The organism is Bacillus sp. RO1 (assembly GCF_012524115.1).
GTDB lineage: Bacteria > Bacillota > Bacilli > Bacillales > Bacillaceae_I > Sutcliffiella_A.
Genome location: NZ_JAAZWB010000084.1, coordinates 142,004 through 165,908, shown reverse-complemented (window position 1 = coordinate 165,908; position 23,905 = coordinate 142,004). Strand labels below are relative to the sequence as shown.

Sequence of the window (23,905 nt, the reverse complement as noted above, 5' to 3'; positions counted from 1 at the left end):
AAAGGAGGAAACGATTTGGACGGTGAGCTGCACATTAAACACGTAGAAGTAATGTTACAACCAGAACAGATATCTATGTTTGCCGACATTATCGAACAAGAAGAATCTACTAAAAAAGTATTTTTCTTTATAGGCAAATCATTAAAGAAGAAACAGAGCGAAGAGAATGCTATTAGCGGCATCACTATTAATGATATCGTGGAGAATGTAACGGTAGAAAGAAAAACTCGCTTAACTAAAGGGAGAAACAACTATACATATAATACAGCAGTTACAAACATATACAGAAAAACAGCTGAAGGTATCGTAGATAAATTATTAAGCATGTCTCTACTACACTACCAGGCTATTAAACCTTATAAGTTTATCTTCTTGACACGCAGAGGTGTACAGGTATTAGAAGAATTAATAAAACGATCTAAACAATCAAATACAAGGAGTGTCTAATATGAATAAGTTTACGAGTAATTCCCCTGCTATTAATATGACTATGGTAGGCTTTGGGCAAGCTGGTAACAGAATGGTTGATATGTTTGGCGAATTGAAGAAGAAAGATGGTACACCGGTTTACAATTGCCTCGCTTTAAATAGTAATGACGGAGACCTAGAAGGTTTAAAACATGTACCTAAAAGCAATCAAGTCTCTTTAAATCTAGGTGGATTAGGTAAAAACCCTGAGAAAGCTATGAAAGTTATTGAAGATACTGCAGATGTTAAAGAAAAACTAAAGCAATTTATCACTGACCGAGTTCGCCCTTCTGATGAATTGGTACTTTTCTTCGCTGGTCTAGGTGGAGGAACAGGAACGTCCACTATTATCAAAGCAATCGAAGAGTTTAACGACTTCCATAATAAGCCGATTATCAAGGAAGAGTTAGTAAAGCTTCAACAATCTACTCCCCCTCAAGAATTTAAAGAAAATATTAAGAAATATATGCTACAAGCTGTTAAGAATGCAGATAGTCGTACAGTAAAAATCGGAATAGTAGTAACTTTACCTGTCCGTGATGATGGACCCGATGTACTTAGACAAGTAAATGATTTTAGCCAAAGAATCTGGAAGCTTTCAAAGGATAAATCAAAAGGAATTGCTTTCGTTATTTTTGCTGACAATCAGCAATTCTACGATGAATACGACGGACTTTCTGATACCATCAAAACAGGTATGAAGATTGATAACTACCGAGATTATGCAAACATAAAAATTAGAGATATAATCCACGAAGTCAACACAGCAACAACCGGTGGCGGAACTTCTGTTATTTTTGATAAATCCGACTTTAAGCGCTTAGTTTTAGAACATAGAGGTTGCCTGGTACTTAACAAAGTTGAGAAAAATATTAAAGATGTTACGAATGAGCATGACATTAATGATATGTTTAAAAAGTCTATTGAATCTAGTTATCTTCACGATCCAATCCAAATAACAGAAAAGCAAGAAGATGGTTCTATTGTAGCTTCTAAAGTTCACCACGTTGGCTTATTAGCTGTTTTAGCAAAAGATAAACAGTTCAGTAGCTCTTTTATTGATAAATCTAAGAAAAGCATTGTAGATGCCCTTCCTATAAGTGGCACTGTATTTTCTGGATACTTGGTTGGTAATAACGACTACCAGGTTAGTGTTTACACCTTTTATAAGACAGAGGCCCTCCCTACTCGCCTAGCAAAAGGTTTAGTTGAGGAGTTTGAGGAATTTAAGATTAAGCAACAACAATATATCTTTAAAGATTCCGCAATTGCTTCTATTGCAGCTACCTCAGAAGAAGATGAGTTCAATGATATGGATATAGACTTATCTGAATTTGGATTTGACCTTGATAACGAAGATAAAAAGGAAGATACGAAAGCAAAAGAAAACAATTTAGATCTCGATTCATTAGATTTCTCGGAATTAGAAGATTAAAAGCTATTTATAAAGCTTGAGGGCTACCACCTCAAGCTTTTTTCATTGTTCTCACATTTTCCAAAGAATAAAAACAGATAAATCAAAATCAATCACACTATTCTACTTATCTACTGAATTAGCAAACGATAATTACAGCGATTCCAAATGATTGGACAAAATCAAAGAAAATTAAGGGAAATCAATTTAACTATCGAAGTAAATCACATGATTTTAATTGAAAGCTACCGCTTATTATTTATTTATATTAGATACTGATAGATTTACCGATAATAATAGATAATTAATATAAATCACTTAAATAATTTAAAATTATAGGTTTTTATCTTACTTTACCGTTCAAAATCAATTGCGATAATAAGCTTGATTTCGCTCAATTAAGGGCATAAATTGTTGTATTCTATAGTTTTTAAGAGTAATATTTACTTATTAGAATTAAACGGAAGGTGGTGTTTCCGCTGGATAGGGAAAAGCTTAAAGAATTGATAGAAGAAAAACTTAAAGATGATCCATTATTTAAAACCTTAGAGCGTATGGGATTAAAAGAGCATATTTACCAGGGCTCATTATTCGAACAAGTACACGTGGAAAGTTCATATTCCACCCGTGAAGCTACTTTCTTATTAGATTTGGACGGAAGGGATTACCAAATCAGAAACTATATCAAGCGGAATGATTTACATGTTTATCTAGATGTACCTAGAGTAGGGCATCAACTTCGATTAGATTTAATTTCTCTCTTTAAATTCAAGATGATCTTTGTTTTGGTTGAAAAAGGAGGAAAATCACCGATAGATATAGCTAGTATTGTGGGTACTAGAGTAGAATCTTATAGCCCATTAAGAACTGCTACTAATAAAAATTCCATCAACTCTAGTATGCCTATGCCATCTAACGATAGTTCTTATTCAGAAGAACTTGACGAAATGCAAGAGAAGTTGGACAACCTGCAAAATATGTTTCTTTTAAATCAACTAAAGCAGCAAAAGAAAGAATGGCAAGAAAGAATTTCAGCAGCGGAACAACAACAAGTAGAGTGGGAAAAATCCATCTCTGATGTCATAGAAAAAATAGAAATTATTGAGTGGACACATACCATTCAAAAACAAGCAGCATCCAATCCTACAATTACAAAAGAGCTTATAAAAAAGATAGATCGTGAACGCCCAAAAGAAAATCTCTGGAGTAAATTATTTGGAGTAAAACGTATTCAAGTAGATATTGAAGCGATGTTTAATGAGGTAGCTACGATGATAGAGGCTGAGGCAAGCTCTGGTCCAGTAATATCAGACGAATTGAATGAAAAGTACACAGAATTAAAAGGCAGACGGACAGAACTAGAAAAGAAGAAGGAAGAAATTCACCTTGCTGTACAAAAAGCAAAAGAGCAGTATCTTCCTAAAATTAAGCAACTGGATGAAAAAACAAACAAGATCCTCTCACGTGTTGATGCGGAAGACCAAGTCTTTCAAACTATGTTAGAAGTAAGTTCTGGAGCAGAGGAAGAAAAATAATTTACATTTAATCACTATTAAGTTATAATATGGATATTAAACCGGTGAGGTGATTGTATGTTCCATTTATTATCAAAGACTAATCAGGCCCTAGCTGACAAAATAATGGTTGGTGTATTAGTTACTGGAGTAGTTTTCGGGGTAACAGTCACAATTATGAATTAAACTAGTACATTTTCTATATACTAACCTACCAACAGATCGCGATTAAAGCGGTCTGTTTTTTGTTTTTGTTTGTTGTTAAATACAAAAAGCCCTCGATTCATGAGAACCGAGGGCTTTTTTGGGATTATATAAGTGTTTTACGCTATTACGTAAAAAACTATTAGATTGTGTAATAAATATATCATCTTTAGCTTTTTTTATCAAGTTTCTAAAATTGTCAAATTTCGACTTTTAAAAAAAAAACATATTTACAATCTATTTTTCACTGTGCTAACATAAGGGTGGGATTAGATAAGTGGCTAAATTTATAAATATATACTTTGTTTTTGTAATACCAGTAGGGGAGTAGTCTAACTACCACACCTATGTCTAAACAGAGTAAATATTTATGATTTTAGACGCTATTTTTGTTATACCCAAAAATAGTTCTCAAAAAAAAACAAAAAAAGAGAGCGCAAGCTTTTAAGGAACAGGCGCTGGAAGCACCGTCACAAAAACACCACTCACACTCAAAACCAAAACGATAATTTAACTAAGAACATTATAACAACAAAGATAAAAATACTCAATAAGTAAGTTCTTACAAAAAAGAGAGATAAATATAAAAATATATAGTGGAGTGGTGTGTTTTTTGTGACGATCTACCGGATTTTGGATTGGTCTGTCATTTTCAAAAAAATATGCCACTTTTTTATATTTTTATTGATATTTTCGGCTTGATCCGTAGAATGCATCCTAGCTGCCTTTCTTTAAAATGCTCAATTTTCCATAAGTACATTTGTACCAAAGGAAAGTGTAGTTTTTAAAAGAGGGAGGTAGTCAACGTGGCAAGTTTACAAATTCCAGATTCCATAAGTCAATACTTTTCTTTTGAAAAAACATCTGTGAAAGGCATTATTGTGCCAGTTGAGTTTATTTATGAACTCTTTTCAGTAGAAAAGCAGTACAACCTCAAAGAAACTTTCATTTCTTCGCTTTCATCTAGAGAGCGAAGACTTCACCATGTTACAAAATCTGATATTATGACCGCCTTAAGTCTGTTTGTTACGTGTAATGCTTCAGGAGTAATATCAGAAGTAACTCCTCACCGACTATATAAAGAAAGAGTAGCTCATTTATTCCCATTATCCTTTCAAGAATTTTACACTTCGCTGGAGAAATTTCAGCACCTATCACTAATTAGAGTGGAAAAGAATGAATATACCAAACGTATCTCTATTGCTATTAATCACTTTATTAATAAAGAGAAGTCACCGGAAGGAAAGAAGCCGATTCTACATAGATATGTAGTTGTTCATCCTATTGTATTTAATCAAAAGTTTATTAAGATGCCTGTAGGGTCCTGGAAGCTATATTTGCTCCAGCTGTGCAGAAGTTATAAGTCGTATCGTTCTTATAACTTCGCAGACGTAAATGTTTTTACAGAAAAGCCAGTTTATCACTTCTCACTTAAAAGCCTTTTGTTAAAGCAGCAAAATAGTGACGTGAAAAATGTTATTAAGGAGCTAGTAGATACCGAATTAGCAGATGGCCAATCACTTTTCATTAGACCATTATCCGCTCCTTTATTTGAGAGAAGGGGCAAGCGGTATGAAAAGGCCAATCTTATGATTAACCCTGCTTATATTCTTTACAAAACACCAAAAGAGGAATATCGTTTTCCTTTACAACCAGAAGAAACATACCCTCGCCAAGCTAGCTTCATTGAAACTGAATTTGCTAGTGAGGGTGTAGGGGAACTAACAAGTGAAACCTTAAAAGGGCAATATAAGGGCTCTTTATTTAAAAACCTTGTTTATATTCTGAAGGATCAATCCAGAAATGCAATTAGACATGCTGTAAAGGAAATAGCTGAATTATGGAAAGAGACAAAGCAGCTTCCATATAACATGGAGCAGTTTGTAGAAAAATCCATTCGTCACAAGAGAGAAATTGATTATAAGCGCATTTTAAGAGAAGAGAGAATCTATGATTATTTAATTTACGGATATAAGCGCGGTGCCGTACAAGAAGACCGGATTTTCACATTCATTAGTACTTTGAGCCATTTAAGCTTAAAAGAATTTCGTCATGTGAGTCGTATTGCATATAAGAAACTAACTGCTATATATGCTACTTCTCAATCAGACCTTCAGTATCGAACTAACCCTGATTTAGATTGTATTCCTGGTATAGAACTGGTACGACAAAGAGCAGGACAATTAAAGGTTAGTACTAATGCCTATGAAGCACTAGAATTTGAATTTATAGGGAAAGTGTTACCTTTTACGAAAGAGGATGAGTTACATAAACTTCCTAGTATTATGATGAAAAAGTTAAATACATTAGAGCGGGAGAAGAATGTATTTATCAAAACACCTTTTGGATTCAAGTTAGAGAAATTTCTTCTTGATGAGTACAATAATAATCGCCACCAATTCGCTACAAGCAGCATGATCCATGCATAGAATTTTTAAAAAAGCAGGATATTAGGGTTTTTCCCTTTTTGCCTAAATTCGTAAAAAAGCAATATTTTTAATGTGAACTATGTGGAGAATGTTAATACTGTTAATTAAATGTGCATCAATTGTGTATAAAAATGGTAGATTAACCCCAGCAGCAGGCATCATTAAAGCTGTTTTTACCAAATTATCTATTGGATACTTTTGGTACAAAAAAAGGGTGCATTTGTTGCTATCGGGCTATTTGTACTATAAAATAATGGGAAATAGAGTATATGAATTTGTTATTTTTACGAATTTAGTAGAATAGAAACATTCATATCAAGTAGTTTAAAAGTCTAATAGACATTATTCTTTTAAAAGGTTTTATTTTTAAAGTTGTAATTACATATAAATAAATATAGGCATAGCCACATTGGGAGGGAGTTTTATGAGCTATGGATTTAAGCAGTATTTAGAAAATGAAGGGTATAAAGAAAAAACTATTACAACTTACCTAACTTGTGTAGAGTGGTTCTTCGCTTACCTTGATTCGACACACAAAAAACAACCAGAGCTCCATGAAATTAATCCTTCTGACATAAAAGGGTTTATGCTATCAAAATTAAATGATGGCAACAGCATTCATAGTATCAATAAACACATAGCAGTATTGAAGACTTTTTTTGATTATTTATGGAAAAATGACAAAGTTCCCATTGATCCTGCTGTAAAAATTAAACGGATGAAAGTCCAAGATGCAGGACCTAATGATATTTCATATAAGCTCCTACTTGATTTGAAATCCAGAATATTGAGCGATTGCCGATATAATTTAATGACAAAATGTATCTATGTGCTTGCCTTAAATGGGTTACGTTTTTCAGAATTCCATTTTCGCAAAGATGATGTTACCATTAATTCTAACGGTAACATTTCAATTCATATCCAAACTAGAAACAATAAGAATAGAATTGTGCAGCTGACAGAAAGTGACGCAACTATGTTTGAATCGTTTTATATAGATACACAATTTAACCCAGGGGAATATGTGTTTACCACCAAAAGGCAGCAAACCAATGAATTCGTGCCGATTGAAATAGATAGCTTGTATACCTATTTAAAGTACATTAGAGACGATTACTCTCTACCGAAGAGGTTTAAGTTAGATGATATACGAATAGCCTATGTGCACTATCTAAAAACTTCTAGAGACTATGTAATTGACCAAATAGCAGAAACATTAGGAATAGAAAAAGTTCGAGCTGCCGAATTAAGTAAATTAGCAATTGAAAGATATAATTCCTGATAGTATAATTTAGTAGAATTTAATATACATGGGACACCCCACTGATAAAACAAAGGTTTAGAACAAGACCTTTGACTTATTGGTGGGGTTTTTTGTTTATATAGGGGGGGGGAGTTGAAATTGAATATTAGAAAAGCAATGGAAGATCTAACTGTTTCTGTATTGATAGGAGGAGGGGAGGTATGCAGAAATAAAGAAAGTATAATATTTTCCTATCATCCCTCAAAAGAACAGTATCTAAAACAATATATATCTATAAACGATCTAAGTCTATATGTGAGGATAGATAGAAAATCACAAGAATGCTCAGTAATGTTTAACAGCTATAATAGTCAGATCCTTTCGAAATGGAATGAAAATAAAGAAAGCTTTGTTAATGCAAATATTTCACAAGATATTCTTTATTTATTTATTATCCTGTTTGGCAAAAGACAATTAGAAGGGATATTGATAAATTGCCAGGAAAGCATCGTAACCAATCGCTCTATAAGTTACTTTATTCATAAGTTAATAGGTGTTTTAGCTATACCTAATCCTAAAACCTTAAAAATACTCGATGTACCTAATTTGCTCTTAAGCGCGATTAATAAAGAAATCGGCTTATCCGAATGTGTTGAAATAGCGAATTATTTAAATGAAAGCGAAAAAAAATACATTACTAGAGCCATAAATGGAGCAGAAAGGCAGTGGAGGTCTTATGAAATGGCGTAGTGTGTTTATCAGTTCTTTAGTAAGCGTTACTCTGCTGGGGTGTAACAATAAAGGATTGGAATCAGAGATTGATAGAGTAGAAGCACTAAAGAAGGATTTAGAGAAAGAAATACAAGCACAAGAGAAAGTGGAAGAAGAAAGGATGGAAGCTTATCAAGAGATGGAGCGGCCATTGGATGAAATACTCGAAAACATAGATAAAGAGGATATGAGAGTATTAGAATCCAAAGAGATAAAAGATCTGATACTTGAAAAGGAAACATTCACAAGCGAAGTGGAGTTTTCTAAAGCTGTAGCTTTTGCAACGTATAACTTCTTTTCTATGAAGTGGAATCCAGAAGAGTATTATGAATTCCTTAGTAAACAAAGTACAACCTATTACAAAGAAAACGTACTCGATAATAAAAAACAAGCGCTTCAAGTATTTGGCAATGTCCAAGGGATTCTTAAAGAGCAAAAAGGGTTAATCCCTGTTGATTATGAAGTTACAGAAGTTGTTTTAGACAAAAACGGCAACAGCGGATACTTTTATCGTAAAGATACATTAGCAAAAGGCGATGAAGCTTTTTATATTATCTCTATTGTGAAAGAAGGCGATTCGTGGAAGTTTGAAAGCGAAAGTCCTTCAGCACCTTACGAAAAAATAGATGATAACGTTAAAGAAGAAAAAGAAGAAGAGTCACCAGAAAACACCGATGCCCCAAAAGAAACGGAGGAAGATGTAGAGAATGAACATGGAGAAGAGTAAATATACCACCACTGTCACATCAGAGATTTTACAGTCACACTTTGAGACTAACCAAGAATTTAGGGATGAATTTTCAGGATATATATATTTTTATGCGCAAAAGTTTAAAAAACAATTGCGTGAAGAGCAACACGATGAATTTGAAAGAATATTTGAAGAGGTGTGTAAGAGTCAATTCTTCCAAGGATATTATCTAATGCTTGAAATTCTCCGTGATGAAGATACCAACTTACCACAAGAGTTTTTAGAGCAGCCGATTGGTGTTTTAACAAATGAAGTACCGTCCATGTTAAGGAAAGCTTATCAAGAGACTCTAAAAGAAATCATTAGAACTGCTCCAACTCAAAAATATGTCATGTGGATGATTACAAACTATGAAAATATATACGATTTAGTTAACCAAGTAATCTTTGATATAACATGCCTCGGTTCTAGAAAAGCTCTTTTAGATGAGAGATTGAAGAGAGACATCCAGGAGATAAAAGAAAGTAAAACACTATTAGGAAATGGGTACGATCTTAACTTCATAACTCCTCAAACATATATAAAATTACAAACTATTAATAGCCAAGTGGAAACCTGGGATATTCATTGGTGGTCAACCGTAAACGACGAACGAGAAAGAGTAGGGGATATTACAGCAATTGCTATTAACACTCCAAATGAAGAAGTAAATGGTTATATCCTTAATATCCAAATGTTGAATATTATAGCTGATCATGAAATAACATCATTTTCCCAAAAAATAGCCTATCGCTTTTCTAATAGAAATCAAATACCGTTACCAAATGTCTTAGTAAATGTATCGGTGGTAGAAGAATTCTATCAACTAGTTCCTCAAACATAAGAAAAAACACCCTCATCTAAATAGATGGGGTGTTTTCATTTATTAGTTCACTTTTCATATAACCCTTTTGGGCATGAAATACTGTTAAACTCTTGGAGATGGTACCACATTCAAATAACTCAGAAAGATAGGAACACAGTGCCAGAGCTGCCATTCTATTTGTTTGCAACCTTTGAGGATCTGATGCACTTAACTCCTCACAACTTAGCTGAGAAGGCTTAATTTCATCATCATCCACCATGATTTCAGGGAATCTAGAAGCAACTGGCTTCAAGATAGTTTGACCATGCCACTTCAAACCTGCGCACACCTGGCCAGTCCAACCACTAAAGTTATAGTCTTTTAGTTCATCTTCTGTCCATTGGCTTTTAGGTCTAACTGGGTAGTCATTAGGTACAGCTGCACTTTCGTTTCCAGAATCTAAGTATAATAGTGTTGGTACTGTTTCAAATAATTCGTGAAATATTCTCCGCGTGTAATTATTATCCACACAACCGATGAGAATAGGTAACACTACGTCTGTACTTCCTGAATAGCTATGGTAGTCAATATTAAAAAGTCTCCTAAGCGCGTTTACATCTTCAATATAGCTCTCTGTGAAAGAATGAACAGGAATACCATAAGCCTGGCTGTATCTACCAGCAAGTATTTCCGCTTTCTTTTTTCCTATATTACTTTCAACAAATAGTTGATTATTGATATTCTTATTTTCAATAGTATCTGGATCTGCTAAACAATAGTAACTTTTTTTGCCAAACATCATAAGCATTTGGGATAGCTGTTGTGCAACTGCTGAGCCCGTCCCGCCGACTCCAACTTGGCAAATTACGGGAAATAGTCTCTTATTACTAGGAGGATAATAGTTATAGTCAGGAGTTAAAAAATTCAACACTTTAGACATATTCTAACACCTCAACCATATCTGTATTAATGCTAACCGTGTCATCAAAAGGACTTTCAAAGATTAAACAAGGGTTAATCTTAATATGCCTCTCTGAAGCAGGATCAAATATCCGTAGAGTTAGCTCTGGAAAAAAATTGTCCACCCTCCCTACAATAGCGTATAAGATACCAGGGCACCTTTCACTTTCATCATCAATAGAAGAAGGGGTAGCACCCATTGTATGGTGCGAATGGATTTCCATCACCTTTTTAAATGGAATGTCCATCAATCTCTCAGCAATAGAATATGCCTCTTCAACAGGTTGAACTAAAAATCTACTTACAATTTGTTGAGGAATGTCCATAAAAAACTCCATTGTTTTTACATTGACGTATATATCCGCATGTAACTCTACTCCAAATCGTTCAGAATACTGCTTAGATAAAGAGATAAAGTCTTTAAGTAAGGAAAAAGGGATTTTCTTAGTAGAAAAAGAACTCTCTGAATTAGAGAGTCCCTTCTTCTTTGCCTTTGGTACAGCAATTATAATATTCTTTTTCTTTAGATAGACCATCTCAGTATAAGCTGCTACTAGATCTGGATAATCTTTCTCTAATCTTTTTCTTACTTCCTCACCGGTGATTTTTTGATACTTGGTCTCCTCTTTTGAAACTGTAGCAATTCCGTTCTCAATCTCCTCTGTAGAGAAATATTCCGTGATTGGTAGTTGCTCTCCAAGGTGATAGATATTCGTATCAAAATTCACTTCAAATGGGTCGCTTTCTTTTTTTGCAGCTGGCGCATTACCATTGGTTCCTGTTGCTGCATTCTTTTTCGCAGCTTCTAAAAGGTTGCGTGCCTCTGCTTGTTGTTTCTTTCTCGCTTCTTCCTCTTGCTGTTTTTTAATTGCTACTTCGTCAGTAATATTAAACAGTAGCGATAGGTAAGTCTTTGAGGTTATCTCCAACTTTTCCCCCGCTTCACACCGTACGTGCGATTTTCACCGCATACGGCGTTCCATCTAACTTTGATTAGTCCTTAACCTTATATCGCTTCTCTGTGTGCTTTTACCCTCAACTTGTTTAGCTTCGCAAGTTGTTCTTTATTAAGAGAAAGATTCTTGAGTATGTGTGTAATCTTGTCCTTATCCTTCAAATGTATTAATTTGTGAATGTCTTTATGGACAATCGTGAGATTGTGATAGCTATCATCTCCACCGAACTCTTTGGGAGTTATGTGGTGACAGTGAATTTCATTAATATGAAGTTCGTCTTTTAGGATGAAGCATTTTCCATATTGAGCAACAAATTTGGAGATACGGTTATCATTGTACTCGATACTTGTACCTCTGATATAGGATTTGGCAAGAAGCTTTAATGTTTCACGACTAACACATTTTAACCCTTTATGAATTTTTGTTCTCCCATTTGCTGTGTAGTTACAGGTATCCTGGGAGAAGTTCATAGCAGGTTTATTCCTCTGAGCGTATATGGGGACTAAAACCATTCCTTGAATTCTCCAAAGTTTAGGTTTGTATTTGCCATATCGCTTTTTGAGGGTTTTGGTCATGTGGTCTTGATTTGCTTCTGCAAGATTTTCTCTTAACCGGTTGTGTAGCACGGTTCTAATAGAGTAGTTAATCTCCGCTAGGTCTATTGTTATAAAGGTAGCAACTGAATAGTAATTTTGTATTCCCATTACCACTGCATTATAGTTCCAGACAGTTTCAGCATCAGGTTTATCTTTGATTTTCTTGATTTGTGATTTAATCAGTGTTTTAGCTTTTTCCTTAGCTTTTTCAGTCATTTTGGACTGCGCTACAAACTTTTTCCCTTTTTGGGTGGCTTTGATTTTAACACCTAAAAATTCACTGCCCTTTTTCTTAAGGTTAATTACCTTAGATTTTTCTGCACTAATTTCAAGTGCTAGTCGGGATTCTAGAAAATCAATAGTAGCGTGAAATATCCGTTGAGCGGTGTGGTAATTACTGCACATGATTTTAAAATCGTCCGCGTATCTGATGATAAAGCATTCCTTTAATCCAGTCTTTTTGAGAGGGGCGTATTTATTTTTTTCAGTTCTATAGGTTCTTCTTGTTTTGAAAGTTTCCCATTGGTTACTGATCCACCAATCTAACTCATTAAGCACGATATTTGAGAGTAGGGGACTTAGGATGCCACCTTGTGGTGTTCCTTTGGTCGGTTTTCCTTCACTCTCAATTTCAGCTTTAAGAAGACGAGATATTATACAAAGTAGTGCTTTATCTCTTATTCCAAGAGACCATATTTGCTTGAGAAGTTTTCCATGGTTCACATTATCAAAGAAGCCTTTGATGTCAACGTCTACGCAATAATGTTTTTTCCCTTTATTAATAAGGTCATTCATTCTTGCAATAGCATGGTGTGTACTACGGTTAGGTCTGAATCCATAGCTGTGTTTATGGAATTTAGCTTCGCAAATAGGTTCTAGAATTTGTAATATACATTGCTGGAAGATTCTATCCCATATAGTAGGAATACCTAAAGGTCTCTTATCTCCATTTGGTTTGTCAATAAACACCCTTCTTACAGAATGAGGAGTGTATCTATCGAACTTGGATTTAACCGTTGAGATTACTGTTTCTATACTGAGACATTGGATATCTTTAATAGTAAGTCCATCAGTCCCAGGTGTTTTGCTACCTTTATTCCTCTTAATGTTTCTATATGCTAGCCTTATGTTATTTTCATTGCTCATAAGTTCTATAAGGTTATAAAAGTTATTGTTGTTTAGGCTTCTTGAATACAATTCATCTTGTTTTTCTTGAGTTGAGTAGTATTCTGAGTGCCTTAACTTTGTTTTCTTTTCCTTGGTCATAAGTCGGTCCCTCCTTGAAAGGAGAAAAACCACTCTTAGTCTTACTCGAACCTTATAACTCATTAGAAACGATTACTTTTTATTAGTGGACTTAATCTTTCTGTTAGACTAGTGGCTATCCCTCCACGTTCATTAGACGCTTCACAGGTACTGTGCCACCACCTTCATCTGCTTAAATTAGGTTATGTATTTGACTGTTATCATCAATACTTTCCCTAAACCATTTCGTAGGGGGCAAACCCTCCATGTAGCAGACTTACCACGTTCCATTATTCCTATCTGTGCATATACCCTTAGATTTCTCCTTTAGTCCTGCAACTTGAAATGCGCCTTTAACACATTATGGGTTTTCATATTTCAAATTTTTACTCACCCACGGTTGCCACTCTTAATGAGTGCCTGGACATTTCTATCCAGTCATCTTATAGACCCGTACATTCGGAGATTCGTCAGTTCTAGCTAAACATGAAAGCATTAAGAACATTCTAATCATAGGTATTTTGTAGACTCCCGGCCTATCAGTTACACCATCCACCTCTGGACAGCTTTCGTCAACATTACTTGATACGGTAACTTTCAGCCGCCTTTACCGAGCTTCAGACAATAAGATATATGCCTATCTTTTGTGCCTGTCGGAGTATCAGAGGAAGCCCTTCATGGCGTTACCCAGTCATTTGACTTCTCGGAATAATAGTTCTACTAACTTATTAAGTTAGCGCCTAACCTTTTCAGTTAGGAACGTGTCGCACTAGAAAAAATGTCTGTTTGTTCAATTGTCATTGTTATTTCTCCTCTCAAAATTTATTATTTTTCAAACTTTCCAAGACCAAAAAATGAATTGAAAGTGGCATGTTTTGGTACTAGAATCTCATCGTTAAATTCGTTTTCGTTAAAAATCTCCAAGAACAACTTCCATAGTGGATCCCCGGTAGTAGTTTTTGCACCATAATCACTAGAAAATGGTGAGTTAAAGAATAACGAGTGCATACTTTCTAATTCGCTAATACACTTGATATCGGGGAGTTCTGTACCGCCCATACAAACCTGCGCATTTTCATTTACATGAGAGTAAGGGAAGGCGAAGAGTGGAGTTGTTTGTGTTATTCTTCTTTTCCCTTTGACGGCTACAATTTTACTCAATATAACGGTGTAGCCGTTCTCTTTTGTTAATCTCTTCTCACTTAAAAGGTATTGAAAAATAAGTCTAGGAAAACCAACTTTAATTTTTTTGTTGGAATACTCAATTTCCCATATTCCTTTTGGTATCTCGATATACACATGTAAGCCTGGTGGGGCTACAGAATATTTAATACAATTTTTAGGAAGTATAGGACTCTCCCACATGGTAGTTTCTGTAGAAGCAGAGAAAAGATCTACCAGATCATTCAATTGCATAAGATAATTACTCACTCTACCATTTTCTGTTTGTTTGACTTCAACATAATCCTTTAAATTACGCAACTTTGTCGAGTCTATTGTCACTTCCAACTTCATGTTGTAGTACCTCCAGACATTTATTTATATCAATGGACACCTTATGAAGTTCTAATAAAGCTTCTGTTATTTCATGAAAAGTATGAACATACTCCACACAAATAGAGATACCTTCTTTTGATGGAAGAAGGGACATACATACTGATTCATCATGAAATTCAATCCAACAATCATTAATGATCCCAATAACCTTTCTTTCATCTTGCTCAATAGCATTCTTAAGAAGGGGATTAGAAATGATTATTACAAGTTCCATAGAACTAACTCCATATTTTTGCTGAAATTCCTCCGATTTGTTTTCATTAAAATCATACGTCTCAACACCCTGGAATACCGAGCTAATACCCTGAACAAAAATATCCAGACTATTCCCTTCTTGATAACCGTTAATGTGAACCATAGGATTATCAAAATTACTCACGTTTACACCATAGTCATGAAAGAGTTTCAACGTGAAAAGGTTACTCAAAGACATAGTGTAGGAATCCATATCATAGACATCCATTTCCATTAATAAAATCTCCTCTCAAATGAAGATATCTTCTTCATTTTTTGTATATACCTTTTTCTTTGATTTATTTATTGAATACATCAAAGATAAAATAGTGTTATACCTCATTAACAAGTTATCTGGATCACAGATAAAGGTTTCTCCTCCATCATCCCAATGCAGAGGCAGTTCATTTAGAACATCAATTGCCTTTTGCACGTCTTTTACGGAAAAAGAATCAAAGTCAATCTCACTTGTAGGTGTATGAGTCCATATATAGTGAATTGCTTTAGCAGTACCGGAACGATCCTCAACTTCTGATTTCTCTTTGTTTTTTACTTCAAAGGGCTTAAGTCTAGCTTGAAGTTTTTCAAAGTTAACTCTCATAATTTCCTCCATATAAAAGAGAAGGGGAATGTCCCTTCTCTCTTGATTTATGCAGTACGGACTGGAAGAATTAGTTGCAATTCTTCTTCATCAGGTACCACAACAAATGGTCTCATTTGGCCACTAAAGCATAAATCTACTTCATCCTTATCTATGCTTTTTAAGGCATCTTGAAGATATTTCACATTAAACGATATCGTAAAATCCTCTTCTCCTTCGTAAGCATTGTAAGGAACCTCTATCTTTCCTTTACCTTTTTGCGATTGATTAGTAGAAAGGTGTGCCGCTCCATTAATGTGAAGCTTTACAATCCCGCCTTTATTATCGTCAGCAGATAAGGACAGACTCTTTAATGCATCTAAACCATCATAAAGATCTTGACGCATTATGGTTAGTTTGTTCTGATGTTCAGTAGGAACTAGACGAGAAGTGTCTGGATAATTCCCTTCAAGCAATCTTGATAGGTAAAGAGTATTACCGTTTTTCAAGAGTACTTGTTGCTGATTGTGATATAGCTCAACATCTTCGTCTGAGAACACTCTACTTGCGTTATCAAGGCTCTTAGCAGGTATTACCAACTTGAAGTCCTTATCAGATTTAGTTGGCTTAGAGACCCTACTTAAACGGTGAGAATCCGTACATACCAAGCTACAATATCCTCCAGAAACTTCTACGCATACACCCGTTAGGAGTGGACGCACTTCACTGGTAGAAGCAGAAAAGGCTGTTTTTCTAATTAAATCCCTAAACTCATTTCCGCTGTACGTAACAGTAGGAGTGTTATTTAAGTGAAAGTTATTAAATTTAGGGTATTCCTCTGCATCAAGTGTGATGATGACAAAATCACTCTTTCCGCTAATAATCTGACAATTCGGGCCATCTGTAGAAACCTGGATTTCTTTCTTGAATTTCTTCACTATTTCTACAAGATTTCTCGGTAATACCGCCTTTCCTTCGGACAAGACAGTTAGGTTTTTATCATCCACCGGAATTGCATACCGAACAGTTTCAGTCGCATCAGAACCAGTTACCACAAGCATATCCATTGTCACTTCAATTAGAATACCTTGAAGAATAGGGATGCTGTGTTTTGAAGAAATAACCTTGATCACTTTGTTTAAACCTTCAAGAAAAGTCTCTTTATTAATAGTAAATTGCATGTTTTTATCCTCCTGTTTTTTAATATAAAAAAAGCATGAAATAGTTTAGTTGCTACTATTCCACGCTTTCTCTCTTATGCAGTACGATTTGCCTGTTTTTCTTGACGAATCATACTGATTATTTGTTCTACATCGCTTTTCTTACACTTGAAGAATAAGCTAGGGATGTCGTTCAGCTGCACTTTAAGAACAATTTGACAATAATTTAATAATTGTTCCGGTGAAAGCTGAAAATTTTTCGCACTTGCTACTAGCGCTGAAACGGGTTTTAAAACTGCATAATAGTTTTGAAGCTCAGTTTCCGTTGCTTTGCTAATATCATTTGTCTGGGTATTAGGGTTCGCCTGCTTGAAAAGAGGTAATCTAATGTTGTTAGGAATCCCAATCATATTCTCTTGACCAGCAATAGCCTTTAACGCCTCGTTACGGTTAAATGGCTGTGGACCATTATTATTGGTGTTCTGCGGTGTCTGTTTGTTTTCATTCTTGTTGTTATTGGCACCTGCAGATTTCCTGTTGTTACTTTGGTTTACTTGATTACCTCTTGGAGAAGCTTGCTCACCAGCTGGTAATGCCCAACTAGGAAGGTCTGGGGTTATCCAGTATCCAGTGACATTTTGCTTTTTGTCATTGATATAAGTTTCTCCCTTTTTATTAGAACGGTTTTGATAAACATCAACCCACACTTCTGTAAGGTCATATAAATAACGACCTATACCGAATTGAACAGCTGCACGTTTCATAGAACCACTTATTGCACCCTTAGTAGGTTCAATGTTTGTTAGATCCGCGCCGTCCCATTTGGTAGTTTTATTACCATTAATCGTAACAGTAATACCACATAAAACACCGTTATGAATCTCTTTAAAATTGTTTTCCCAACCAAACGGACCAAAAATGGCATCTAAACGCTCCATAATTGCCCTGTTCTGGACATAAGGAACTACGATAGCCTTAGCACCGTTGTTGTTTTTGAAGCATCTTTGTACGCGCCACTCAATGTCTTTTGCAGGGAACGGCTCTTTCAATTTCTCTTCTAATTCATAGATTGAAAGAAGCGGCCCCTCCGTACAATTAATTCCTGTCATACTTAACACTCCTCTAAAGGTTTTTTATTCAATCCTCTTTTTGCGCAACAAAAAAGCCCTTGAGTTGTTTAGTATTCATACAAAAAAAGTATGACCAAACAGCCCAAAGGCTTATTAATTATTAAATATATACCCGCTGACGTATATTGTCGCAAAAAACCGAAAAGGAAATTGAATATAAGATTATTATACCGAAAGCTTTTAAAAAATAAAATACAAATTAACTCGAATGTTCAAGAAACTGATAAAATATGATATTATGAAGAAAATACAATACATAGCAAATACTGCTCATATTTCTCTTAGGAGAAGTGTGAGCTTTTTTATTGTTAATTAATTGTTGGAGGGTGAATCAGTGAGACTAGAACAAATAACGATAGAAACTGATGTAGAACGGTTAGTATTATTACGGAAGAAGTTAGAGAAAAGACAATATGAGTTTGCTAAAGAACTTGGAATAAGTACTAATTATCTTGTTGCTGTTGAAAATTACCGACTACCATTTACCGATAAGCTTAAAAGGAAAGTGGATCGTTATCTAAATAATTTAGAAATGGAGAAAGTAATGCATGACTCAAGTGCTTGTTTATTTAAATAATCAAATAGATTTGCAGAAAGTTCTGGATTCTTTTAAAGCAGCACAAGTTAACGACGGGGATATTACCATTGAAGTAGCACATACAGCAGAAGACTTCTTCACTTACTCCGAGCGCAATTCTTACTATTACTACGTTATTGATAGTGAAGAGTTCTTACCACTTCTTGAAGAAAAAGAGGGATTGGTATTACTATGCTTTGGAGAAGGGAAACAATTCAAACGAGAGGAACGTAAAATTAGGTTTGCTAATGTCTACGAATTAACAAAGTGGTTAATGAACTTAAGAAGTTTGTCTGTAAAAAATCCTGCAACACAAAGCAAGGAGAATAGGGAAAAAGAAACGAAGAACACGAAGGAGGTACAAGAGAATCCAAAAGGAAAAAAAGTCAAAAATGATAGTTCTGCAACTAAAAAAAAAGGTCAGGGAAATGGGGACAATACAGGTAGACCCGAGAAAGTAGAAGAGGAACAAAGTAGTGAGCATAAAAGTAATCAAGCGGAGGAAGATGATGATGTGTCTTCAATTGCTGCGCAAATAGATTCAGAAGAACAAAAGGAAAGAATTGCTTTTAGAGCAAAGGAAATAAGAAAGAAAATCTTTCACGGTGTAAGTTGGGATGATAATAAAACCATTGGGGTGTGGTCTCCAATGCATAGAATGGGAGTTACCACTTTCTTAGTGAATTATGCTGTTTTTTTAGGCTCACAAAAAATACAATGTGCTGTTATTGAAGCGTTAAATGAAAATCACCTCTTGAAAAATATCATAAAAAGATACAATGCCCCTCCTGAAGAATGGATTTCTTATGCAAAAGCACTGCATAGTACAGATGAAGAAATGGATAATGTTTCATGGACGTACAAGAATGTGTTCTGGCTGCCGCTCGATTCAAAAGATATTCACTTCGACTGGGATGAAGATACCCTTTACCATTATTACAACAATGCCAGCTACTTTGATACACTTCTAGTAGACCTACCAACTGGCAAGATGGAAGATTTCACTCTCCAAACACTAAATCACTTAACCGAACTTTGGATAATAGTTGACGATTCTTATCATCAACTACAAGCTTGGAAAAATTACATTCATAGTTTGGCTGAGGATTATAATCTAAAGATATATCTTATTTTCAATAAAGAATTTAAATTTAGTCAAGCGAATAGATTAGCAGATGAACTAAACCTCCCTTTACTAGCAACCCTTCCATCCTTATACGAAGAGGTTGTGAAAAACACTTATGAAGATAAACCGATAATAGAGCAAAAACATGTAATGGAGCTCTTAAAAGACCCATTTTCGAACATTACAAAACACTTAGTGGATAGTGATTTTTCATATAAGAATGTACAGGATTCCTTTTTCAAAAGGAGCATGACCAAAATTCAGAAATCGTTGCAGAGCAAAAAGAAGCATGGTATTATTTGATTAATTAGTTATTTATTGCTTTTTTACGCGACTGTTTCTGTCAGCGGAATCTAATACAAAAAATTTAAGCGATCTTTGGATTTGGTTTTAGTAACCTTTGTTACTAGCAAACTATTTTCCATTGGTCGCTTTTTTATTTGAAGGAGAGGTGAATGGAATTGAGATTAAAAGAGAAGTTACGCGCAATTAAAAAAGTATTGATGAGTGGGAACACAATAAGAATTGGCACTCATACTAGAGACCAACTTATAAAACGCGGTTATTCCAAAAGAGACATTTTACATTGTATCTTCACTGGACAAATAACCGAAGTTCAAAGAGGTATGAATTACTATGCAAATAAGGTTTGCCCAACTTATGTCATTGCTGGCAGGGATACGTTTGAAAACCCAATTGTGGTAGTTATTTCAGATGAAGGAAATAATTTGTTTTCCTTAGTAACAATCATGCCTCCTATTGATAAAAATCGTTTTGAGGAGACTATATCGTAAACTAAAAAACCTTAGAGGAGTGTTATTGTATGACAGTAAACTACAAGGCTAACACTTTAAGAAGAACAAGTGTACCTGGCTGGTTCGAGTATTCCAAAGAGCCGTGTCCAATTTGTGGTCATAGCGGAGGCTGCATGGTAAATAAAGAAGGAGAAGCGGTGGCGTGTATTCGAAAAGAAAGCAAAACCGCCTTTTCTAAAAACAGCGCTTGTCCTTCATGGCTTCATTTCTTAAAGGGTGCGAAAAAGAAAAAAATTGACGTAGCTGCAACTTCCGAAGTAGAGCATCAACAAAAGCTAGAAAGCTCTATTCTAAACAAAGTGTACAGGGCTCTTCTAGATTGTACTATTTTAGAAGATGGTCATTATCAACATCTTACTTCAGCTAAGCGTGGACTAACAGATCTTCAGATTAGAAATAGAGAGTATCGCTCTTTTCCTTCAAAGCCTTGGGAAATTGTAAAACTAATTGAAGATGAAACTGGAATTAGTGACTTTACAGGAATTCCTGGCTTTTATAAGGCTAAAGGAAAGTATGGGGATTATTGGTCAATTAATGGTTCTGACGGGATATTAATACCTTTTAGAAACACTAAAAATGAAATCGAAGGGTTTCAGGTTAGGATTGACAATCCTCCTAACGACGTAGAAATAAAGCGTTTAAAAGAAGGTTTACAAGCGAGAGTGATAAAGCAACCTAACCTTGTTCAAGTAATTTTTGAAGGGGAGATTATCCAAGAAATAGAAATGGAACTTAAGAAAGAGAATGTGATCACCTATGAAGGAAGAGTAGTTGGATGGGTGACGCTAAAAAAGGGAAAACGCTATTTTTGGTTTAGCAGCGCAAACAAAGAGTGCGGAACAGGCCCCGGCAGTCCCGCTCCAGTACATGTATCTATTCCGAGCTTTCAATTACAAGGTTGGCAAGTTGGAGAACAGATGAAAACCAGAACAGTTTGGCTTGGTGAAGGACCATTAAAAGGGGATATTGCAGTAGACCTTATCGTAGAGCTATACGACGAAATAGAATTACATGATATAGGTACTACCATCCTTTCATTACCTGGCGTTGGCTCTTGGAGACTAGCGATTCCGCTCCTTGAAGAAATGGGAGTAGAACAGGTCAACATTTGCTTTGATATGGATGCTATTACAAACCCATATGTGAAGAAGCATTTAATGGAAGCAGCAAAAGAACTAAAGTCTAGAGGTTATAGAGGAAACATCGTTCTCTGGTCAGAAAAGGAAAATGCGGGTGGCATAGACGACTTGCTTTTAAAGAGAACTACTGTTCCTCAGATAAAACGACTTTTTTAAATTCAAATAAATTGTAAAGAGCAATTCAAGTTATATTGAATTGCTTTTTATATTGTTGGAATTTGGTCGATAAAAATAAATGGGGTGTAATGAATATGTTTGGTTTTTTTGAAAATTTATTAATTCAGCATCAAAATGTACTAGAAACCATGCTGATATCTTCTGTGGGAGGTATAGTAATATTTTTTATAAATCTGCTTCTAAACAAGAAGAAAGAGAAAAGAGATCGAGGAAATGAATATTATAAATTCTCATCTGGCAAAATTCATGCATTCAATGTAATACTAATCTCATTAAAAAAAGCATTAGAAGATCCGCTTTGCAGTTCTTCTAGAAATGAAGTGAGAGATAAATATGAAAGCATTGGTCATGAATTGCCTATAGATATTGCATTAGACATAGAGTGTTTTATTATTAAAGATGTAGATAATCCATTCGTAGAAAAGAAAAGACAAAACTTACTAAAGAAAGCAATTCTTCAATTAGAAAAAGAAAGAAGAGCTTTTCAGCTGATAAACTACGATTTTGTAGAAAATGAAAAGATGTCTAACTCTAAGTCAAGAAATTTCTTTAGGACTACATTCTGGTTTTTATTTTACTATTTAATGTTCTATATAGTATTTCTTACAGTTTTAATCTATTTAGAAAACGAGACAAAGATAATAATGGAGACAACAGCAGATGGAGAAATTAATAATCCATTTGTAAATTTTTTAGCCCTTTCAAGCGTAACCTTGGCCCTACTATCAATTGTATTCATAATTAGTTATTCCTATTTTAGATTAGAGGAAAAATTCAAGAAATTTAAGATGCTAAAAAGTCAATACTCTAATGGAGAATACGTGTCAGAGGGAGAACAAGGTCACTATATATGTTCTATATGTAAAAAGAAGAAATATTTTGAGGCATATGAAAAATTCCCTAGTTGTGAACGGGATCTAAAACATATCTTTAAAACCATCCTTAAAGATAAATCATATGACTGGAAGAAAGAAGAACAAAGAAAAAGCTAATGGCCTCCATTAGCTTTTCTTTTTACTCGGTAGTCCATATTTATTGCCGTTATCTAAACACTTTTTTGCTAAATCATTCTTTGCACTTTTCTTCGCACTGGTTGCCAAAATAATCAACTCCTAAACTTTATATTTACCTATCAATCTCTCCAATAATAAATGGTTTTATACATTGTAATAACTCCCCCATCCTTCTCATATAGATAAAAATAAGTCTAGGACACTAGGACAGTGTTCTAAAGTAAATTTCATTAAAAGGGGGAGATTTTGTTGAGGGAAGAAGTGTCAAATAAACCGCCAAGGAAAGATAAAAAACGAGATGTACGCCCAACAATTTCTAATAAATTATATGTAACAATTGATAGGATTTCTTATATTACAAGAATGCCTATAAAAAATGTAGCAGAGGAATTATGTGAAAGGGGAATGCAGAAAGCTAATGTAATAGATCATATATCTAGTTATTTTCAACGGTCCTACTGGCATAAGTCCACATTCTATAATGAGAATTTAGGCAATAAAAAATTTTTGGGAGCCAAAGCTATTAAGGGCAATAAACAAAGAATCACTATCCGTTTTTCGCAAACCTTCCATGAACGGTTATACCACCTGGCTTATGCACTTGATACAAGCGTGTCTAGCGCAACGGGGTTTTTATTGTTTGCAGCTTGCAAGGATGCCGACATAGTAAATGACATTGTGGAGAGAAGTATGTCAGATCACCTAGATGAAGTAAGGGTGAAGGAATTAAAAGAAGTGGTAAAATATATTAATAAGAGCAATCCATACTCAGAGGAAGTATCATTTGTCCACCTTATCTCCTACTTAATGGATGAATTAATGAAGAGCACAGAAGACACGTTTAAAAGAGCTGTAGATAAATGGTTAGAAGGAAGAAAGAGAATTTAATACCTTGTGGGAAATTTACAAATATTTGTTGATTTTCCCAAAATATTTCGCTATATTAATAATGTATTAGATTAACAGCTTAATATATTTGGGAACGCCCCACTTAGCATATGAAAGAATGCCATTCTTGCATTCTCTTTTCGTATGATAAGTGGGGCTTTTTGTGTTCCCGTA

The 23,905-nt window shown here is 34.8% G+C and carries 22 protein-coding genes; 14 read left to right on the top strand and 8 right to left on the bottom strand.

Annotation, left to right across the window (positions count from 1 at the left end; all coding sequences use genetic code 11):
* Positions 1-15 precede the first annotated feature (15 nt).
* From HC179_RS15940 to HC179_RS15905, 8 genes are all read left to right on the top strand, one after another.
* Entirely contained in the window at positions 16-447 is a 432-nt protein-coding gene (locus HC179_RS15940; protein WP_168865198.1) for a hypothetical protein, read from the top strand.
* A gap of 1 nt (position 448) precedes the next feature.
* Complete coding sequence (locus tag HC179_RS15935; RefSeq protein ID WP_168865197.1) at positions 449-1,903, top strand: FtsZ/tubulin family protein; 1,455 nt, start codon at positions 449-451, stop codon at positions 1,901-1,903.
* A gap of 482 nt (positions 1,904-2,385) precedes the next feature.
* Complete coding sequence (locus HC179_RS15930) at positions 2,386-3,417, top strand: hypothetical protein (protein WP_168865196.1); 1,032 nt, start codon at positions 2,386-2,388, stop codon at positions 3,415-3,417.
* A 989-nt stretch (positions 3,418-4,406) separates the two neighbouring features.
* Positions 4,407-6,029: a hypothetical protein gene (locus HC179_RS15925; RefSeq protein WP_168865195.1), complete on the top strand. Its 1,623-nt coding sequence runs from the start codon at positions 4,407-4,409 to the stop codon at positions 6,027-6,029.
* A gap of 424 nt (positions 6,030-6,453) precedes the next feature.
* Entirely contained in the window at positions 6,454-7,311 is an 858-nt protein-coding gene (locus HC179_RS15920; protein ID WP_168865194.1) for a tyrosine-type recombinase/integrase, read from the top strand.
* A gap of 120 nt (positions 7,312-7,431) precedes the next feature.
* On the top strand, positions 7,432-8,022 hold the full coding sequence (locus HC179_RS15915) for a hypothetical protein (protein ID WP_168865193.1): 591 nt from the start codon (positions 7,432-7,434) through the stop codon (positions 8,020-8,022).
* Positions 8,009-8,770, top strand: coding sequence for a hypothetical protein (locus tag HC179_RS15910; RefSeq protein WP_168865192.1), 762 nt, complete (start codon positions 8,009-8,011; stop codon positions 8,768-8,770). The genes HC179_RS15915 and HC179_RS15910 overlap by 14 nt, the downstream gene beginning before the upstream one ends.
* Entirely contained in the window at positions 8,751-9,617 is an 867-nt protein-coding gene (locus tag HC179_RS15905) for a hypothetical protein (protein ID WP_168865191.1), read from the top strand. The genes HC179_RS15910 and HC179_RS15905 overlap by 20 nt, the downstream gene beginning before the upstream one ends.
* 16 nt (positions 9,618-9,633) lie before the next feature.
* Here the strand turns inward: HC179_RS15905 and HC179_RS15900 are convergent, their stop codons facing one another.
* The 8 genes from HC179_RS15900 to HC179_RS15865 all read right to left on the bottom strand — a co-directional run bounded on the left by HC179_RS15900 (position 9,634) and on the right by HC179_RS15865 (position 17,975).
* Entirely contained in the window at positions 9,634-10,518 is an 885-nt protein-coding gene (locus tag HC179_RS15900) for a ThiF family adenylyltransferase (RefSeq protein ID WP_168865190.1), read from the bottom strand.
* A complete protein-coding gene (locus tag HC179_RS20930; RefSeq protein WP_205825352.1) occupies positions 10,511-11,467 on the bottom strand; it encodes a Mov34/MPN/PAD-1 family protein in 957 nt (318 codons plus the stop codon). The genes HC179_RS15900 and HC179_RS20930 overlap by 8 nt, the downstream gene beginning before the upstream one ends.
* Positions 11,468-11,544: 77 nt before the next feature.
* Entirely contained in the window at positions 11,545-13,356 is a 1,812-nt protein-coding gene (gene ltrA, locus HC179_RS15890) for a group II intron reverse transcriptase/maturase (RefSeq protein ID WP_168865189.1), read from the bottom strand.
* Between the two features lie 804 nt (positions 13,357-14,160).
* Positions 14,161-14,850 (bottom strand): hypothetical protein, encoded by a 690-nt coding sequence (locus HC179_RS15885; RefSeq protein ID WP_168865188.1) that lies wholly within the window; start codon positions 14,848-14,850, stop codon positions 14,161-14,163.
* Complete coding sequence (locus HC179_RS15880; protein ID WP_168865187.1) at positions 14,810-15,361, bottom strand: hypothetical protein; 552 nt, start codon at positions 15,359-15,361, stop codon at positions 14,810-14,812. Before HC179_RS15880 ends, HC179_RS15885 begins: the two co-directional genes overlap by 41 nt.
* Positions 15,362-15,376: 15 nt before the next feature.
* Positions 15,377-15,727 carry a hypothetical protein gene (locus HC179_RS15875; protein WP_168865186.1) on the bottom strand — a complete coding sequence of 117 codons (351 nt, stop codon included), beginning with the start codon at positions 15,725-15,727 and terminating at the stop codon, positions 15,377-15,379.
* Positions 15,728-15,774: 47 nt separating this feature from the next.
* On the bottom strand, positions 15,775-16,887 hold the full coding sequence (dnaN, locus tag HC179_RS15870; protein WP_168865185.1) for a DNA polymerase III subunit beta: 1,113 nt from the start codon (positions 16,885-16,887) through the stop codon (positions 15,775-15,777).
* Between the two features lie 74 nt (positions 16,888-16,961).
* A complete protein-coding gene (locus tag HC179_RS15865; RefSeq protein WP_168865184.1) occupies positions 16,962-17,975 on the bottom strand; it encodes a Rad52/Rad22 family DNA repair protein in 1,014 nt (337 codons plus the stop codon).
* A 355-nt stretch (positions 17,976-18,330) separates the two neighbouring features.
* On the opposite strand from HC179_RS15865, the gene HC179_RS15860 reads away from it, so the two are divergent.
* From HC179_RS15860 to HC179_RS15835, 6 genes are all read left to right on the top strand, one after another.
* Positions 18,331-18,573: a helix-turn-helix domain-containing protein gene (locus HC179_RS15860; protein ID WP_168865183.1), complete on the top strand. Its 243-nt coding sequence runs from the start codon at positions 18,331-18,333 to the stop codon at positions 18,571-18,573.
* On the top strand, positions 18,545-20,002 hold the full coding sequence (locus HC179_RS15855) for a P-loop NTPase family protein (protein ID WP_168865182.1): 1,458 nt from the start codon (positions 18,545-18,547) through the stop codon (positions 20,000-20,002). The genes HC179_RS15860 and HC179_RS15855 overlap by 29 nt, the downstream gene beginning before the upstream one ends.
* Positions 20,003-20,154: 152 nt before the next feature.
* Positions 20,155-20,493 (top strand): DUF4258 domain-containing protein, encoded by a 339-nt coding sequence (locus HC179_RS15850; protein ID WP_168865181.1) that lies wholly within the window; start codon positions 20,155-20,157, stop codon positions 20,491-20,493.
* Between the two features lie 29 nt (positions 20,494-20,522).
* Positions 20,523-21,809 carry a DUF3854 domain-containing protein gene (locus HC179_RS15845; protein ID WP_168865180.1) on the top strand — a complete coding sequence of 429 codons (1,287 nt, stop codon included), beginning with the start codon at positions 20,523-20,525 and terminating at the stop codon, positions 21,807-21,809.
* A gap of 95 nt (positions 21,810-21,904) precedes the next feature.
* Positions 21,905-22,822: a hypothetical protein gene (locus tag HC179_RS15840; protein WP_168865179.1), complete on the top strand. Its 918-nt coding sequence runs from the start codon at positions 21,905-21,907 to the stop codon at positions 22,820-22,822.
* 270 nt (positions 22,823-23,092) lie between these two features.
* Positions 23,093-23,731, top strand: coding sequence for a hypothetical protein (locus HC179_RS15835; RefSeq protein WP_168865178.1), 639 nt, complete (start codon positions 23,093-23,095; stop codon positions 23,729-23,731).
* The last annotated feature ends 174 nt before the right edge of the window (positions 23,732-23,905 follow it).

Coding starts and splice junctions, on each gene's coding strand:
- HC179_RS15875 (WP_168865186.1), bottom strand. CDS start 15,727: ATGAGAGTTAACTTTGAAAAACTTCAAGCTAGACTTAAGCCCTTTGAA.
- HC179_RS15865 (WP_168865184.1), bottom strand. CDS start 17,975: ATGACAGGAATTAATTGTACGGAGGGGCCGCTTCTTTCAATCTATGAA.
- HC179_RS15885 (WP_168865188.1), bottom strand. CDS start 14,850: ATGAAGTTGGAAGTGACAATAGACTCGACAAAGTTGCGTAATTTAAAG.
- HC179_RS15905 (WP_168865191.1), top strand. CDS start 8,751: ATGAACATGGAGAAGAGTAAATATACCACCACTGTCACATCAGAGATT.
- ltrA (WP_168865189.1), bottom strand. CDS start 13,356: ATGACCAAGGAAAAGAAAACAAAGTTAAGGCACTCAGAATACTACTCA.
- HC179_RS15935 (WP_168865197.1), top strand. CDS start 449: ATGAATAAGTTTACGAGTAATTCCCCTGCTATTAATATGACTATGGTA.
- dnaN (WP_168865185.1), bottom strand. CDS start 16,887: ATGCAATTTACTATTAATAAAGAGACTTTTCTTGAAGGTTTAAACAAA.
- HC179_RS15850 (WP_168865181.1), top strand. CDS start 20,155: ATGGAATTGAGATTAAAAGAGAAGTTACGCGCAATTAAAAAAGTATTG.
- HC179_RS15920 (WP_168865194.1), top strand. CDS start 6,454: ATGAGCTATGGATTTAAGCAGTATTTAGAAAATGAAGGGTATAAAGAA.
- HC179_RS15900 (WP_168865190.1), bottom strand. CDS start 10,518: ATGTCTAAAGTGTTGAATTTTTTAACTCCTGACTATAACTATTATCCT.
- HC179_RS15880 (WP_168865187.1), bottom strand. CDS start 15,361: ATGGAAATGGATGTCTATGATATGGATTCCTACACTATGTCTTTGAGT.
- HC179_RS15910 (WP_168865192.1), top strand. CDS start 8,009: ATGAAATGGCGTAGTGTGTTTATCAGTTCTTTAGTAAGCGTTACTCTG.
- HC179_RS15840 (WP_168865179.1), top strand. CDS start 21,905: ATGTTTGGTTTTTTTGAAAATTTATTAATTCAGCATCAAAATGTACTA.
- HC179_RS15845 (WP_168865180.1), top strand. CDS start 20,523: ATGACAGTAAACTACAAGGCTAACACTTTAAGAAGAACAAGTGTACCT.
- HC179_RS15855 (WP_168865182.1), top strand. CDS start 18,545: ATGACTCAAGTGCTTGTTTATTTAAATAATCAAATAGATTTGCAGAAA.